14 protein-coding genes are annotated in these 16,572 nt (G+C 38.2%); 13 read left to right on the forward strand and 1 reads right to left on the reverse strand.

Going from position 1 to position 16,572, the window contains the following annotated elements; genetic code table 11:
* Positions 1 to 146 precede the first annotated feature (146 nt).
* The 12 genes from I1J71_RS07975 (at position 147) to I1J71_RS08030 (ending at position 12,644) form a co-directional block, all read left to right on the forward strand.
* Positions 147 to 839, forward strand: coding sequence for a YjjG family noncanonical pyrimidine nucleotidase (locus I1J71_RS07975; protein ID WP_195184363.1), 693 nt, complete (start codon positions 147 to 149; stop codon positions 837 to 839).
* 64 nt (positions 840 to 903) lie between these two features.
* Entirely contained in the window at positions 904 to 1,659 is a 756-nt protein-coding gene (locus I1J71_RS07980) for a DUF4336 domain-containing protein (protein WP_195184364.1), read from the forward strand.
* 13 nt (positions 1,660 to 1,672) lie between these two features.
* Positions 1,673 to 2,326, forward strand: coding sequence for a uracil-DNA glycosylase (locus I1J71_RS07985; protein ID WP_195184365.1), 654 nt, complete (start codon positions 1,673 to 1,675; stop codon positions 2,324 to 2,326).
* Positions 2,327 to 2,335: 9 nt separating this feature from the next.
* A complete protein-coding gene (locus I1J71_RS07990) occupies positions 2,336 to 2,800 on the forward strand; it encodes an NUDIX hydrolase (protein WP_195184366.1) in 465 nt (154 codons plus the stop codon).
* A gap of 12 nt (positions 2,801 to 2,812) precedes the next feature.
* Entirely contained in the window at positions 2,813 to 4,081 is a 1,269-nt protein-coding gene (locus tag I1J71_RS07995) for a dihydroorotase (RefSeq protein WP_195184367.1), read from the forward strand.
* A 42-nt stretch (positions 4,082 to 4,123) separates the two neighbouring features.
* Positions 4,124 to 5,464, forward strand: coding sequence for an MATE family efflux transporter (locus I1J71_RS08000; protein WP_195184368.1), 1,341 nt, complete (start codon positions 4,124 to 4,126; stop codon positions 5,462 to 5,464).
* Positions 5,465 to 5,649: 185 nt separating this feature from the next.
* Positions 5,650 to 6,618 (forward strand): thiamine pyrophosphate-dependent dehydrogenase E1 component subunit alpha, encoded by a 969-nt coding sequence (locus tag I1J71_RS08005; protein ID WP_195184369.1) that lies wholly within the window; start codon positions 5,650 to 5,652, stop codon positions 6,616 to 6,618.
* A gap of 17 nt (positions 6,619 to 6,635) precedes the next feature.
* The gene (locus tag I1J71_RS08010) at positions 6,636 to 7,628 is read left to right on the forward strand and encodes an alpha-ketoacid dehydrogenase subunit beta (RefSeq protein ID WP_006152177.1); all 993 of its coding nucleotides are present in this window, start codon (positions 6,636 to 6,638) and stop codon (positions 7,626 to 7,628) included.
* A gap of 431 nt (positions 7,629 to 8,059) precedes the next feature.
* Complete coding sequence (locus I1J71_RS08015) at positions 8,060 to 9,103, forward strand: dihydrolipoamide acetyltransferase (RefSeq protein ID WP_195184370.1); 1,044 nt, start codon at positions 8,060 to 8,062, stop codon at positions 9,101 to 9,103.
* 38 nt (positions 9,104 to 9,141) lie between these two features.
* On the forward strand, positions 9,142 to 10,845 hold the full coding sequence (gene lpdA, locus I1J71_RS08020) for a dihydrolipoyl dehydrogenase (protein WP_006151487.1): 1,704 nt from the start codon (positions 9,142 to 9,144) through the stop codon (positions 10,843 to 10,845).
* A gap of 58 nt (positions 10,846 to 10,903) precedes the next feature.
* Entirely contained in the window at positions 10,904 to 11,893 is a 990-nt protein-coding gene (locus I1J71_RS08025; protein ID WP_036757424.1) for a lipoate--protein ligase, read from the forward strand.
* Positions 11,894 to 12,002: 109 nt separating this feature from the next.
* Positions 12,003 to 12,644: a hypothetical protein gene (locus tag I1J71_RS08030; RefSeq protein ID WP_195184371.1), complete on the forward strand. Its 642-nt coding sequence runs from the start codon at positions 12,003 to 12,005 to the stop codon at positions 12,642 to 12,644.
* A gap of 232 nt (positions 12,645 to 12,876) precedes the next feature.
* Here the strand turns inward: I1J71_RS08030 and xerS are convergent, their stop codons facing one another.
* Positions 12,877 to 13,947 (reverse strand): tyrosine recombinase XerS, encoded by a 1,071-nt coding sequence (xerS, locus tag I1J71_RS08035; RefSeq protein ID WP_195184372.1) that lies wholly within the window; start codon positions 13,945 to 13,947, stop codon positions 12,877 to 12,879.
* Positions 13,948 to 14,584: 637 nt separating this feature from the next.
* Here xerS and I1J71_RS08040 point away from each other — a divergent pair.
* Positions 14,585 to 15,607: a hypothetical protein gene (locus tag I1J71_RS08040; RefSeq protein ID WP_195184373.1), complete on the forward strand. Its 1,023-nt coding sequence runs from the start codon at positions 14,585 to 14,587 to the stop codon at positions 15,605 to 15,607.
* The last annotated feature ends 965 nt before the right edge of the window (positions 15,608 to 16,572 follow it).

The raw sequence follows: 16,572 nt of genomic DNA on the forward strand, positions 1-16,572 counted from the left end.
ACTGGAAATTTTATATTAAATTTTATTATTTATTATATTTTTAAAATTAGTTATTGGAAAATCAATCGTGTTAGGATTTATTATTCTATTTGTTTGTGCTATACTTTGAAGTATATAAAGACTATTGAATACAGGACAATAAATTAATGACTTATAAATTTTTACTCTTTGACCTCGATCATACCTTGCTTGATTTTGATACTGCTGAGGATGTCGCTCTAACGCAACTTCTAAAAGAAGAAGGTGTTGAGGATATCCAAGATTACAAAGATTATTATGTACCTATGAACAAATCACTTTGGAGGGATTTGGAACAGAAAAAAATTACAAAGGCTGAGTTAATTAACACACGTTTTTCAAAATTGTTTGCTCATTTTGGCATTGAAAAAGATGGTTCCTACTTAGCAGAGCGCTACCAGTTTTTCCTATCAAAACAGGGACAGACTTTCCCAGGTGTGGAAGATTTATTAAAATATTTGATACATCAGGAATATGAACTCTATGCTGCGACAAATGGAATTACCTTTATTCAGACAGGCCGTTTGGAACAATCTGGAATTGCACCTTTTTTCAAGGAAATCTTCATTTCAGAGCAACTCCATACCCAAAAACCAGATGCTGAATTCTATGAAAAAATAGGGGCCCGAATCCCTAACTTTGATAAAAATCATGCCCTTATGATTGGCGATTCTTTGTCAGCCGATATTCAGGGTGGAAATAATGCTGGCATCGATACCATCTGGTATAATCCTCATCATCTGGTAAATAAAAGCCTAGCCCAGCCAACTTATGAAGTCGACTCTTATCAGGCTCTGCTAGAACTCTTAGATAAACTGTAAAAAGTGGTTTCCATAGCCACTTTTTGCTATAATAGAGGCAGTAAGAAAGAAGGAATAGATAACGATGTTAAGGGCAGAACTTTCTCTTTATGAACCATTGTATACACTAAAGGAAGTTGATCAAAATATCTGGATAGTAGATGGTGATTTGATTCAAATGGACATGAAGATCTTCAAACTTCCTTTTCAGACACGTATGACAGTGATAAAGTTAAACGATGGAAAACTCTGGATTCATTCTCCTATTGCGCCAAATGAGGAGCTCTTTACTGAACTGGACGCTTTGGGCAAAGTCGCTTACCTAATTTCACCCAATAAGATTCACTACGCCTATATTTCCGATTGGAGAAAAAGATATCCTCATGCGCAAGCGTGGTCTAGTCCAGGAGTTGAAGAGAGAGCGAAAAGTCAGAATGTCAAGGTAGAATTTGATGCTCCTTTAACAGATATGGCTCCTGACCTATGGTCTGATGAGATTGAACAGCTTGTTTTTAAGGGAAGTTCTGTCATCAAAGAGGTGGTGTTTTTTCATAAATCAACTAAAACACTTATTTTAACAGACCTTATAGAGAATTTTGAACCTGAAAAGATAGCTAGTCCAATCCGCAGAAGATTCTATCGTTTAGCTCGTGTAACAGCTCCTGATGGTCAAACTCCTATTGACTATCGGATGACTTTTATAGGAAGGCAAAGGGAAGCAAAGGTTTCCTTTGCCCGTATGTTAAACTGGAAACCGGATAAGATCATTCTTGCACATGGTTTATGCTTTTTTAAAAATGGTACGGATGAATTAAGACGTGCCTTTAGATGGATACGATAAAGGAGAGAAAGCTATGCAACACTCATCTTGGCACGCCTTGATTAAGGAGCAATTACCGGAAGGTTATTTTGGGAAAATCAATCACTTTATGGAACAGGTTTACGCTCAAGGAACTGTATATCCACCTAAGGAGAAGGTTTTTCAGGCTCTTTTGACGACTCCGCTGGAAGAGCTTAAAGTGGTGATTCTTGGGCAGGATCCCTATCATGGGCCTGGTCAAGCTCAGGGCTTGAGTTTTTCTGTACCCGATGCTATTCCAGCGCCACCTTCCTTGCAAAACATTCTCAAAGAACTTGCTGATGATATTGGAGTTAAGAAATCCCATGATTTGACGGCTTGGGCTGAGCAAGGAGTCTTACTTCTAAATGCTTGCTTGACTGTCCCTGCTGGCCAGGCAAATGGTCATGCTGGGCAGATATGGGAGCCTTTTACTGATGCCGTGATTCGGGTTGTCAATAATCTAGATAGGTCAGTGGTCTTTGTACTCTGGGGAGCATATGCACGTAAGAAGAAGTCCTTGGTTACCAACCCTCACCACTTGATTATCGAATCAGCCCATCCAAGTCCTCTTTCTGTTTACAGAGGATTTTGGGGTTCCAAGCCTTTTTCTAAGGCCAATGCATTCTTAAAAGAAACAGGACAAGAGCCAATCGATTGGCTTAGATAAGGAGATAATATGCCTCAGTTAGCGACAATTTGCTACATTGATAACGGAAAAGAATTACTCATGCTCCATCGCAATAAAAAACCAAATGATGTCCATGAAGGAAAATGGATCGGTGTAGGTGGAAAGTTAGAACGCGGGGAAACTCCACAAGAATGTGCTGCTCGTGAGATTTTAGAAGAAACTGGTCTAAAAGCAAAACCAGTATTAAAAGGAGTGATCACCTTTCCAGAGTTCACACCGGACTTGGACTGGTACACCTATGTATTTAAGGTGACTGAGTTTGAGGGTGAGTTAATTGACTGTAATGAGGGGACGCTAGAATGGGTTCCTTATGATGAAGTTCTCAGCAAGCCGACCTGGGAAGGAGATTATACCTTTGTCGAGTGGCTCTTAGAGGATAAACCCTTCTTTTCAGCCAAGTTTGTCTATGATGGTGATAAATTATTGGATACACAAGTGGATTTCTATGAGTAAAGGAGTATAGATATGTTACTAATCAAGAATGGCCGTGTAATGGATCCAAAGTCTGGTTTGGATCAAGTTTGTGATGTTTTGGTTGATGAAGGGAAAATTATAAAAATTGCATCACAAATTAGTGAAGAAGGTGCAGAAGTCATTGATGCAACAGGCTTAGTTGTAGCACCTGGATTGGTAGATATCCATGTTCATTTCCGTGAACCAGGTCAAACACATAAAGAAGACATTCATACAGGTGCTTTAGCAGCAGCTGCAGGTGGTTTTACAACTGTCGTTATGATGGCTAATACCAATCCAACTATCTCCGATGTTGAGACTTTAGAGGGAGTTCTTCAATCAGCAGCCAAGGAAAAAATTAACGTTAAGTCTGTGGCTACAATTACCAAAAACTTTAATGGTCAAGACTTAACTGATTTTAAAGCCCTTTTAGAAGCAGGGGCAGTTGGTTTTTCTGATGACGGAATTCCTCTTGAAAGTAGTAAAGTTGTCAAGGTAGCCATGGAAAAAGCTAAAAAACTCAACACCTTTATCAGCTTGCACGAAGAAGATCCTGGTTTAAATGGTACGCTTGGTTTTAACGAAAATATCGCTAAAGAGCATTTTCATATCTGCGGTGCAACAGGAGTTGCAGAGTATGCAATGATAGCACGTGATGTCATGATTGCCTATGCGACCAAGGCTCATGTTCATATCCAGCATTTGTCTAAGGAAGAAAGTGTTAAAGTTGTAGAGTTTGCTCAAAATATGGGAGCAAACGTAACTGCAGAAGTTGCTCCACAGCATTTTTCGAAGACTGAAGCTCTGCTTTTGACTAAAGGAAGTAACGCTAAGATGAATCCACCTCTTCGTTTGGAATCAGACCGTCGTGCTGTCATTGAAGGTTTAAAATCTGGAGTCATTTCTGTCATTGCTACTGACCACGCGCCTCACCATGCTGACGAGAAAAATGTTGAGGATATTACCAAAGCGCCATCAGGTATGACAGGCTTGGAAACTTCTTTGTCACTAGGTTTAACCTATTTGGTGGAAGCTGGCGAGTTGAGTTTAATGCAATTGTTAGAAAAAATGTCCTACAACCCAGCAAAACTTTATAACTTTGAAGCAGGTTATCTATCAGAAAACGGTCCAGCGGATATTACAATTTTTGATGATAAAGCGGACCGAATCGTGGATAGTCATTTTGCTTCCAAAGCAGCGAATTCACCATTTATCGGTGAATCTTTGAAAGGGCAGGTCAAATACACAATCTGTAATGGACAGATTGTCTATAAGAACTAGGTGAAATCTGCTCTTTCGAATCATTAATTAGAGAGAGACGATATGTACCCAACCCATCATTTTAAAGACAAATTTATCTTATTTCTTAAGATTTTCTTTCCAATTCTAGTCTATCAATTTGCCAATTATTCCGCTTCTTTTGTCGATACGACCATGACTGGCCAGTATAATACCATAGATTTGGCTGGGATATCAATGGCGACTAGCTTGTGGAATCCTTTCTTTACTTTTTTAACAGGTATTGTTTCTGCCTTGGTTCCTATAGTTGGACATCATTTGGGGCGAGGAAAGAAAAATGAAGTGGCTTCTGATTTCTATCAGTTTCTTTATCTTTCTCTTGGCTTATCCATTTTTCTATTTGCTTTAGTTTTTCTTGCTGCACCACTAATTCTAAACAATATGGGGCTAGATGCAGCAGTAGCAGATATAGCAGTTCGGTATCTATGGTTTTTAGCAATAGGGATTATTCCCCTCTTACTTTTTAGTGTTATTCGTTCATTATTGGATGCACTTGGATTAACAAGGTTGTCCATGTATTTGATGCTTTTATTGCTTCCTCTCAATAGTGGTTTTAACTATTTATTGATTTATGGTGCCTTTGGTTTTCCTGAGTTGGGAGGAGCTGGAGCAGGACTCGGGACCTCTATGGCCTATTGGGCCTTGTTGGGTATATCTATACTAGTCCTTCTTAAACAGGAAAAATTGAAAGAACTGCATTTAGAGAAACGATTACCCTTAGACGGCGATAAAATAAAAGAAGCAATCAAATTAGGATTACCAATAGGTGGGACTGTATTTGCAGAAGTTGCTATTTTTTCAGCTGTTGGCTTGATTATGGCGAAGTTTTCATCATTGATAATAGCTAGTCATCAGTCTGCCATGAATTTTTCATCTCTCATGTACGCATTTCCTATGAGTATTTCAACAGCAATGGCGATTGTTGTTTCTTACGAAGTTGGAGCCAAACGTCTAGAGGACGCTAAGAAATACATTAAAATTGGACGACTATCAGCTATGGCATTCGCAATTTTAACGCTTTCCTTTCTGTATGTTTTTAGAGAAAATGTTGCCAGTCTATATGGTCATGATCCAGAGTTCATTCAATTAACTGCAAGTTTTATGACTTATAGTTTGTTTTTCCAGTTAGCCGATACATTTGCGGCACCATTACAAGGGATTTTACGAGGTTACAAAGATACTGTCATACCTTTCTACCTTGGTCTCCTCGGATACTGGGGAGTTGCTATACCTTTGGGACTGATTCTAGATTATTCAACAAAACTCGGTGCATATTCTTATTGGATAGGTCTTATTGTAAGTTTAGTTGTCAGCGGATTACTTTATCAGTGGCATTTACAAGTTATTATGAAAAGATTTAAATAATTTGTTGAAAATATCCATGGAAATCAGTTTGTGAAATAGCCATTTTACGTAAAGAAAAGTCTTGATTTCATTGACTTTTCTTTTTTTATATTGTGAAAAAATATCAAGCATAATATTTGACTCTAGTTAACCTATAAGTTAGAATAGAACTATAGGAAAGAAATTAAACTTAGAAAGGCAAGATTATGTCAACTTTAGATAAAAATCTTTTGCTTGAGATGTTCCGTAAGATGGAAGAGATTCGTCGTATGGATTTAAAAATTGCTCAATTAGTAAAAAAAGGTAAAGTGCCAGGTATGACTCACTTTTCTGTTGGTGAGGAAGCTGCAAACGTTGGGGCTATGTTAGCTCTAAACGAAGATGACCTCATCACCTCAAACCACCGTGGTCACGGACAAGCCATTGCTAAAGGAATCGACCTTAATGGTATGATGGCTGAAATCCTTGGTAAGTATACTGGAACTTGTAAAGGTAAAGGTGGATCAATGCACATCGCCGACCTTGATGCAGGTAACCTTGGTGCTAACGGTATCGTAGGTGGCGGTATGGGGATTGCAGTAGGTGCAGCCCTTACACAACAAATGAAACATACTGGAAAGATTGTTGTCTGCTTCTTTGGTGATGGAGCGACTAATGAAGGTGTATTCCATGAGGCTGTTAATATGGCTTCGATTTGGAATCTACCTGTTATTTTCTACTGTATCAATAACGGTTATGGAATTTCTGCCGACATTAAGAAAATGACAAATGTCAAGCATATCCATGAGCGTAGTGCTGCTTACGGTATTCCTGGAATGTTTATTGAAGACGGTAACAATGTTATCGATGTCTACGAAGGATTTAAGAAAGCAGTTGACCATGTTCGTTCTGGTAAAGGTCCTGTCTTGATTGAAAGTGTAACCTATCGTTGGCTTGGTCACTCATCATCAGACCCTGGTAAATATCGTACACGTGAAGAAGTCGATGAGTGGAAGAAGAAAGATCCAATCGAAAACCTTCGCAAGTACCTTGTTGAGAATAAAATTGCTAGTGCAGAAGAACTTGAAGAAATTCAAGCACAAGTTAAGGAAGCAGTGGAAGCATCTGTTAAATTTGCTGAAGAGAGTCCATTCCCTCCACTAGAATCAGCATTTGAAGATATATACGCAGACTAAGGAGAAGTAGAGAAAATATGGAAACTAAATTAATGTCTTTCCGCGATACCATTATCCTTGCAATGTCTGAGGAAATGCGTCGTGATGAAAATGTGCTTTTGATGGGTGAAGATGTCGGAGTTTTCGGTGGAGACTTCGGGACTTCTGTAGGTATGCTTGAAGAATTTGGGCCAGAACGTGTACGTGACTGTCCGATTTCTGAAGCTGCTATCTCAGGTGCAGCTGCTGGTGCAGCCATGACAGGACTTCGTCCAATCGTTGACATGACTTTCATGGACTTTTCTGTTATTGCCATGGATAATATTGTCAACCAAGCAGCTAAAACTCGTTACATGTTTGGTGGTAAAGGTCAAGTGCCGATTACAATCCGCTGTGCCGCTGGTAACGGAGTAGGTTCTGCAGCACAACACTCACAATCATTGGAATCTTGGTTCACTCATATCCCAGGATTGAAGGTTGTAGCTCCAGGTACACCAGCTGATATGAAGGGACTTCTTAAGTCTTCAATCCGTGACAACAACCCTGTTATCATTCTTGAATACAAATCAGAATTTAACCAAAAAGGTGAAGTTCCAGTAGATCCAGACTATACTATCCCACTTGGTGTCGGAGAAATCAAACGCGAAGGAACTGATGTAACTGTAGTAACATACGGTAAAATGCTTCGTCGTGTCATGCAAGCAGCTGAAGAATTGGCTGAAGAAGGGATTTCAGTAGAGGTAGTTGACCCACGTACTTTGGTTCCACTTGATAAAGACATCATCATTAATTCAGTTAAGAAGACTGGAAAAGTAGTTCTTGTCAACGATGCCCACAAGACAAGTGGTTTTATCGGTGAAATTTCAGCTATTATCTCAGAATCAGAAGCATTCGATTATTTAGATGCACCTATTCGCCGTTGTGCAGGTGAGGATGTACCGATGCCTTACGCACAAAATCTTGAAAATGCAATGATTCCAACAGTTGAAAGCATCAAAGATGCAATCCGTAAAACTCACAACAAACAATAATACATAAAATAAATTATGCAAACAAAACTTTTTTGAGATACTTTTTGTATCCAAGTAAGTTGAAAAGTTGCGACAGGAGAGAGTCGGGTCGATATTAACCGACGAACGACTTAGTAAGTCTACTAGGTTGACCGCTTAACAGCGGCAACCGTAGTAACTTGAGATACGTTTCGTATCCAAGTTACTTGTAGAGTTGAACTCGGGCTAAAGTCTGTGTGAAAAAGATAAACTTTCATAGAAACTAAAGTTTCTTCGTCAAGTTTTCTATTTTCACTTTGACTTTTAACGCCCTTTGCATCATGTAATTGAATTCGGACGGAGGTCTGTGAAAAAAAGATAGATTTCCTTGTGTTCATCGAACACATCGTCAATCTCCTATTTTTTCATTGCCCTCTTCGTCCTTAATATCTTAGTATAGAATAGGAGAGGTCATGGCTGATGATAAGCTAAGAGCGACTCCTGCAGCTAGAAAATTAGCGGATGATTTAGGAATTAATCTCTACGATATTTCTGGCTCAGGCGCAAACGGTCGTGTCCACAAAGAAGACGTGGAAACATTTAAAGACACTAATGTGGTTCGCATTTCACCACTTGCAAAACGAATTGCCCTTGAACATAACATTGCATGGCAGGAAATCCAAGGAACTGGTCATCGTGGCAAGATTATGAAGAAGGATGTTTTAGCTTTCCTTCCGGAAAATATTGAAAACGATACGATTAAGTCACCTTCTCAGATTGAAAAAGTGGAAGAAATTCCAGACAACGTGACACCTTATGGAGAAATCGAGCGTATTCCGATGACTCCTATGCGTAAGGTTATTGCTCAACGTATGGTTGAGTCTTACTTGACTGCTCCAACCTTCACGCTTAACTACGATGTCGATATGTTTGAAATGTTAGCGCTTCGTAAGAAAGTTCTTGATCCAATTATGGAAGCAACTGGTAAGAAAATCACTGTTACAGATCTGCTTTCACTTGCGGTTGTTAAGACACTGATGAAACATCCATACATTAACGCTTCTTTGACTGAAGATGGTAAGACAATTATCACTCACAACTATGTCAACCTTGCGATGGCGGTTGGTATGGATAATGGATTGATGACACCTGTTGTCTATAATGCAGAAAAAATGAGCTTGTCTGAGTTGGTAGTTGCATTTAAAGACGTTATTGGACGTACCTTGGATGGTAAACTAGCTCCTAGCGAATTGCAAAATTCAACCTTCACAATTAGTAACTTGGGGATGTTTGGGGTTCAATCATTTGGTCCTATCATCAATCAACCGAACTCAGCAATCCTTGGGGTTAGCTCAACAATTGAGAAACCTGTTGTAGTAAATGGTGAAATCGTGATTCGTCCAATTATGAGTCTTGGTTTGACAATTGACCACCGTGTCGTAGATGGTATGGCTGGTGCTAAGTTTATGAAAGACTTGAAAGCTTTAATTGAAAACCCAATCTCAATGTTGGTTTAAAGTATTTGTTTTAGAAATATAGATAGAGGAAGTAAGATATGGCCTTAGAAGTAATTATGCCAAAAGCCGGCGTGGATATGACAGAAGGACAAATCGTCCAATGGAATAAAAAAGTCGGAGAATTTGTAAAAGAAGGAGAAATCCTTTTGGAAATCATGACTGACAAAGTCAGCATGGAATTGGAAGCAGAAGAAGACGGTTACTTGATCGCTATCCTGAAAGGGGACGGCGAGACTGTTCCTGTTACTGAAGTTATCGGTTATCTTGGTGAAGAAGGGGAAAATATCCCAACAGCTGGAGCAGCAGCACCAGAAGCTAGCCCAGCACCTGCAGCAAGTGCTTCAAACGATGATGGTAAGAGCGATGATGCTTATGATATCGTTGTTATTGGTGGAGGACCTGCTGGTTATGTTTCTGCCATTAAAGCAGCTCAATTAGGTGGTAAGGTTGCTCTTGTTGAGAAATCTGAACTTGGTGGAACTTGTTTGAACCGTGGATGTATCCCAACTAAGACTTACCTTCACAATGCTGAAATCATTGAAAATATCGGTCATGCAGCAAATCGTGGTATCGTAATTGAAAACCCTAACTTTACAGTTGATATGGAAAAACTTTTAGAAACTAAATCTAAAGTTGTTAATACTCTTGTTGGTGGTGTTGCAGGACTCCTTCGTAGTTATGGAGTTGATGTTCATAAGGGTATCGGTACTATTACTAAAGATAAGAATGTCTTGGTAAATGGTTCTGAATTGCTTGAAACTAAGAAGATCATCCTTGCTGGTGGTTCAAAAGTAAGCAAGATTAACGTTCCTGGTATGGAATCATCTCTTGTTATGACTAGTGATGACATCCTTGAAATGAATGAAGTACCAGAAAGCCTTGTGATCATTGGTGGTGGAGTTGTCGGTATCGAGCTTGGTCAAGCCTTCATGACATTTGGTTCAAAAGTTACTGTTATCGAAATGATGGATCGCATTGTCCCAGCAATGGACGCAGAAGTATCTAAGAACCTCCGTTTGATTCTTGAGCGTAAAGGTATGACTATCTTGACAGGTACTAAACTTCAAGAAATTATTGAAGAAGATGGTAAACTCCGTATCAAGGTTGAAGGAAAAGATGATATCATTGCAAATAAAGCACTTCTTTCAATCGGTCGTGTTCCAGACCTTGAAGGAATCGGAGAAGTTGAGTTTGAGTTAGACCGTGGTCGTATCAAGGTTAACGAGTACATGGAAACTTCTGTTCCTGGTATCTATGCACCAGGTGATATCAACGGTACTAAGATGTTGGCTCACGCTGCCTTCCGTATGGGTGAAGTAGCTGCTGAAAATGCCCTTAAAGGAAATCACCATGTTGCTAAATTGAACTTGACTCCTGCAGCTATTTACACACTTCCAGAAGTAGCAGCAGTTGGTTTGACTGAAGAACAAGCTCGTGAGAAATATGATGTCCAAATTGGTAAATTCAACTTTGCCGCAAACGGACGTGCAATTGCATCAGATGCTGCTCAAGGATTTGTTAAAGTCATTGCAGACAAGAAATATGGTGAAATCCTTGGTGTTCATATCATTGGTCCTGCTGCTGCAGAGTTGATCAATGAAGCGTCAAGTATCATCGAAATGGAAATTACTGTTGAAGAAATGCTTAAGACAATCCATGGACACCCAACATACTCTGAAGTTATGTACGAAGCATTTGCTGATGTTCTTGGAATGGCTATCCATTCACCTAAGAAAAAATAAAAATAGATAGACTAGACTGGAATTATTTTCCAGTCTCTATCGTATTAGAAGGTATCTTATGAAATACATTATCAATCATTCAAACGACACTGCTTTTAATATCGCTTTAGAGGAGTACGCTTTTAAGCATCTTCTTGATGAAGATCAAATCTTCCTTCTTTGGATCAACAAACCATCTATCATTGTAGGTCGTCACCAAAATACGATTGAAGAAATTAACCGTGACTATGTTCGTGAAAATGGAATTGAAGTAGTCCGTCGAATCAGTGGTGGTGGAGCTGTTTACCATGATTTGAACAACCTTAACTATACCATCATTTCAAAAGAAGATGAAAACAAGGCCTTTGACTTTAAGAGCTTTTCTACTCCAGTTATCAATACCTTGGCTGAACTTGGTGTTAAAGCCGAATTTACAGGCCGTAACGACTTAGAAATCGACGGTAAGAAATTCTGTGGCAATGCCCAAGCCTATATCAATGGCCGTATCATGCACCATGGTTGTCTTCTCTTTGACGTGGATTTGTCAGTCCTAGCTAACGCACTTAAAGTGTCTAAAGATAAGTTTGAATCAAAAGGGGTTAAATCAGTCCGCGCTCGAGTAACTAATATTATCGATGAGTTGCCAGAAAAGATCACTGTTGAAGAATTCCGTGACTTACTTTTGGAATACATGAAAAAAGAATACCCTGAGATGACTGAGTATGTATTCTCAGATGAAGAATTGGCTGAAATCAATCGCATCAAAGAAACTAAGTTTGGAACTTGGGACTGGAACTATGGTAAATCACCAGAGTATAACGTCCGTCGTGGAACTAAATTCCCAAGCGGTAAGGTTGAAATCTTTGCTAATGTTATTGAGTCAAAAATTCAAGACATCAAGATTTACGGTGACTTCTTTGGTATCGAAGACGTAGCAGCAGTAGAAGATGTCCTTCGTGACATTAAATACGAACGTGAAGATGTTCTTAAAGCCCTTCAAACCATTAACTTAGGTCGTTATTTCGCGGGAATTACTGCAGAAGAAATTGCTGAAGCTGTTGTTGAATAAAGTAAAAGATATCCATTTAACATGGATATCTTTTATCTTAGACTTGATATTCAAAAATAATGAGAGTAGAATAAAGAGGAAATCTGAACAAAAAAGGGGATCATATTCGATGATGAAAATTCCAGTGGAAAAACTTGGTCTATTTGAACAGTTAGATCGTATAGTAGTGGCTTTTTTTAGCAAACAACAACCTTCAAGTCCATATGATTTGAATATCAGTATTACACAAGAACACCTTGACCAGAAAAAGCAAGAGCTAGAACCATTAGGCTATCAAGCTGTCCAATTACCATTAGGAATGGCTTTAGATAATATCATTCAGCAACCTCATTATCAAAATTTAATCATTGGTGGACTTGCTCCAGACGAAATTATAGTCAGCAAAGAAGAATTAATGCCTTTAAAAGATATTGTGGACAGTTTTTGTATTATGTACGCTGCAGCGAATAACAGACTGGAAAATAGCAAGGCTTATGAATTAATGAAAGATAAGACGGTTTATTTTATTGGTAAACTATTTACAGATATTCCAAAAGCCGGTGATGAAATTGCTTATTTAGGAATTGATCGAATGGCGGGCGATGGTACACCATATGAAGCTGTTAAATGCTTTCTAACGGAAGAGAGTGCAGAGAAATTCAATGATGAAAAAAGACCGGTCACCCCTGCAAACTTGGCCTATCTAAAATCATTTTGGGGAAAACCAGTTATTATTGAGCCATACCGTAATTATTGGATCGAATTTTTATAAAAGAACAAAAGAAAGGCTGGGACAAAAATCCTAGCCTCTCTTTTGTCTTTGGATTGTCGAGCAAGACGCAGTGGTTGAGTGAGCTCTACTACGCTAATTTCATCAGCTTTTACAGCCCTACTCAACTGTGCGGAGGTGGGACGACTAAATCGAATTCTAACGAATGACCGATTTCTGTCCCACTCTCTCTTTTTCTAACACTTGATATAATACATAATTTATATTATGTATCTCACAAACTATCCAAGGCATTTTTCTGTTCGTCGTTTACGATGTGCGTATACAAGTCTGTTACTTGTGTGCTAGCATGTCCTAGCTGGTGGCTGACCAAAACCTGTGATTTGGTTGCATCATAGAGACGGGTTGCAAGAGTATGGCGCAGTTTGTGGGGAGTTACGCGGACTTTAAAGTCTTCTGAATACTTGGCCACCATCTTTTCAACACTAGAAGCATCAATCCGGTTTGGAACACCTCGATACAAGGTTAAGAAGAGCGCAGTATCGGTCTTCTCTGTCTTATAACGTTTGTCTCGAATAGCAAGATATTGCTCTAAATAGGGTTTAGCAAAGGCAGCAACATTGACTGAGTCTCGTTTTCCACCTTTTCGAGTGACGTCAATCACCATCATCTTAAGATTGAGGTCTCGAAGATCTAGGTTAACTGCTTCAGAAAGACGGACACCAGAGGCAAGAAGGAGTGCAATAATGGCTAAATCTCGCTCTTTATTCTTGTTAAAGGACGATAAGGCTCGATTTGAGAGAGTTTTAGGGTATTCCTCATCTATATAATTCAAAAATCCCTCTGTTTCATCACCTAAAAAGAGCTTTTGCTTGATATTTTCAGCTCGAGCAGCCAAAGTTTCTTTCTTTTTCTTAGTAGCAACCTTCTTCATGACATTGCGATAGAAATAAGGTTCACCTTGTTCATTTTCAACCTCCTCAGTCAAATACTTATAAAGGCTAGAAAGTGCCGAAAGGGTACGGTTAATGGTTGTTTGAGAAACCCCGTTTTTCGTCGTATTGGCATTGAGCAGAGGACGTTCACGCAAGTAAAGAATGAAGGATTCCATGTCTTTCTTGGTCATGTGCTCCAGAACGTCTAAGGGAATATTAGGCATGGTGTCAGCATCTGATATACCAGATTCCAAGACCCAGGTGAAAAATCGATCGTATTCCTTTAAGTATTCGTATAAGGTCGTAAAACTATATGGAACGGCCAGTTTTGATTGGTAATATTCTAATACATACCAAGGCATGACCTGTTTGAGTTTATCAATCCGTTCTAATAAGATCTCGCGTTTCATGTTTTTCTCCAAATCTTTCTATACTATTAGTATAGCATACCCATATATATTTTTCAAGAAAATTATAGTTTTTCGGAAAGATGTCATAGGTTATATATGCAATATCTAAATCTTTAAAACCATAGGTTTAGTAACCAAAAAATTTTTTTAGAGCTAATTATTCTTAATTATGTACTATATTTAAGTGAAAACTAAAAGTTTTTCAATTGTACATTCATACAAAAACACGGCTCATGCATCATGGCCGTGCTATATTTGACTTAAACTAGTTAGCTAATCTCTTACTTAATTTAAATCAGACTTTTACTTTCTATTTTGGATTTCCCATAAGGTCTCCTAACTTCATATTGAATATAGGACTCCTGAGTTACTTCGATAAAAAAGTTAACTACAGAAACAACGAAATTAAATTTGTTTTTTGAGTTAAAATGATGCGCACATTTAGAATAAAACAAGTATTAAACTTACTACAAGTTTAACATAGCGGAAAAGAGGTGTAAAGAATAAATACTCTGAAAAGCTTGTATACATTTTAGATTCGTTCACAAGTATGTAAATATTGTAAAACAATTTCAAAATGTGGTAGACTAGATATGAATTTTGATGGACGATAATTAGGTCAGAAAAAAGGTTACAGATGGAAAGATTAGTTTTTATCGGAATGCTAGTTTTCTTGGCATTTGTGTTTATTGGAATATTGTTTTGGGTGCGTTATAGAATGAAGAACACCTTTGAGAATGGTGTTCCAGTGTACGATGCCCCAGCAAATAATCAGACTAGGACGAGTAAGCTAAGCGCAGGAGAGTATGCAGTGCACATAGTTTTAATACTAATTAGCGCTGTAATTGCCTTTAAGGTCATGGGCATGTTCCGTCATGGGGCGGCGCCAATTGGTGCTGCTATAATCACGCCTTCTATAATGGCGCTTTTCAATGCACGAAGGAGAACCGGGAAATCTTGGATAGGTATCGTTGCAGTGCTTATGGTATTCGTGTTTTTGATGTTTGTATATATAATTATAGGTCTACCTGATAACGCACCTCCACTTAAAATTGACGGAACTGAAATTCATCTTACAGAGACTAAGATTTCGGATTTGATAGACAAGGGGTTTGAAATTTATGTGTCAAATGGTAGACATGATTATCCTAATTATAACGAGCTTTTGACAACGGGAAGCTATACTAAATACCAAGGAACTGAGGTTAGTGTACCAAACGGCTTTAAGTCATATGACTCAGCAGTTACGCGATCTACCTATCTTCTTGTAAAGAAGAATGTAGTTCTCGGATGTATAGGTGTTTACGGAGATAAGAGAAAGAATACGGAGCTGAAGGACTGTGTAGTTACGCAGGTTTGCTTTGATTCTGAGTGCACAGCTGTTGCCCAAAAATATGGAATCTCATATAATATAGATGGTATAGATTTGCTAAAGAAGCTTGACGAAAACGAGTTCACGAAAGTATTTGGGAAAAAAATATGGCTGACTCCAAGCGAGCCAAGAGATGAATATTTGGGTCATTATGGCGTCCAGTGGGGAGCAGGTAACAATGAATTCTTTTGGAATCATTATTTTATGAATTTAGGCCTTGATTCGAATAATGATATAGTTAATTTTAATTTTAGTTCCAAGATTGCAGCTGAGCGATTGGAAAATTAGCAAGGATACTTAGATAAAATGAAAAAGAAAAAAACGCTAAACAAGACAAAGTATGCCATTTATCTTCTTGTTGTCCATCTTATATGCATACTTTTCACTATAAGCAAAATAGTGATACCTTCATGGGGTCAATGGTTAGAGACGACACGCTTTCTTTGGACAAGCTTTCCCATCTATGTATGTATACTAATAGCCATTTTTCCAATGGCATGTTTTTGGCCATATTTAATTAGTGCAGATTATAAGCCGGGTACATCAAAGACAATACTTGCGACTTTCGGTCTAATAGTAGGTAACGTGACTCTGATTTTGATATATACGACTATTTTGCACAAGGTATTATAGGTATAAAAAAATCCCTTTATAGGGATTTTTTGATTGCTTCAAGTGGCTCGTCATATTCTTCAAATGCTGGAACCTCTGGGTGATCCTTCTTGATTGATTCGGTGCTTCTAAACAAGAATCCTTGTAGGTGTCTCCTTGAAAGAAGTCGGTTTAATCGACGGTCAAGGCAGTTGATGACTTACTAGAAAATTGTTCTCAACCCTATGTTTTAGCTGATTTAGCTTATCTTAGCTATGAACTCAGAGAACAGTTGAAACAGAATGGTTACCATTTTCAGAACTTTGTGCTTTTTTTGATGTCGAACAAACACTAGCTAGAGGCTTAATGAGATTAACTAGCACCACGAGTAAAAAATCTATATCTTACTATCAATAAGACCTTAAATGAGAAGCAAAAAATGTACAATTGAACCACTACTTCTTCTGCACCTATTAGAGTAAAAATGTACAAATCAATTCCTTAAATCAGATGATGTTATGAACTAGAAAATATACAAAATAACACTTCAAAATAATGTACAAAACAAAAATAAAGTACACTCTTTAAAGAATGTACTTTATGCTTCAAATTCAGTTGTATCAATGGTTTAGCACTTGTTAAGTCAATTGTACATAAACTTT

Origin of the sequence: Streptococcus infantis, from assembly GCF_015546995.1 — a bacterium.
GTDB classification, from domain to species: domain Bacteria; phylum Bacillota; class Bacilli; order Lactobacillales; family Streptococcaceae; genus Streptococcus; species Streptococcus infantis_J.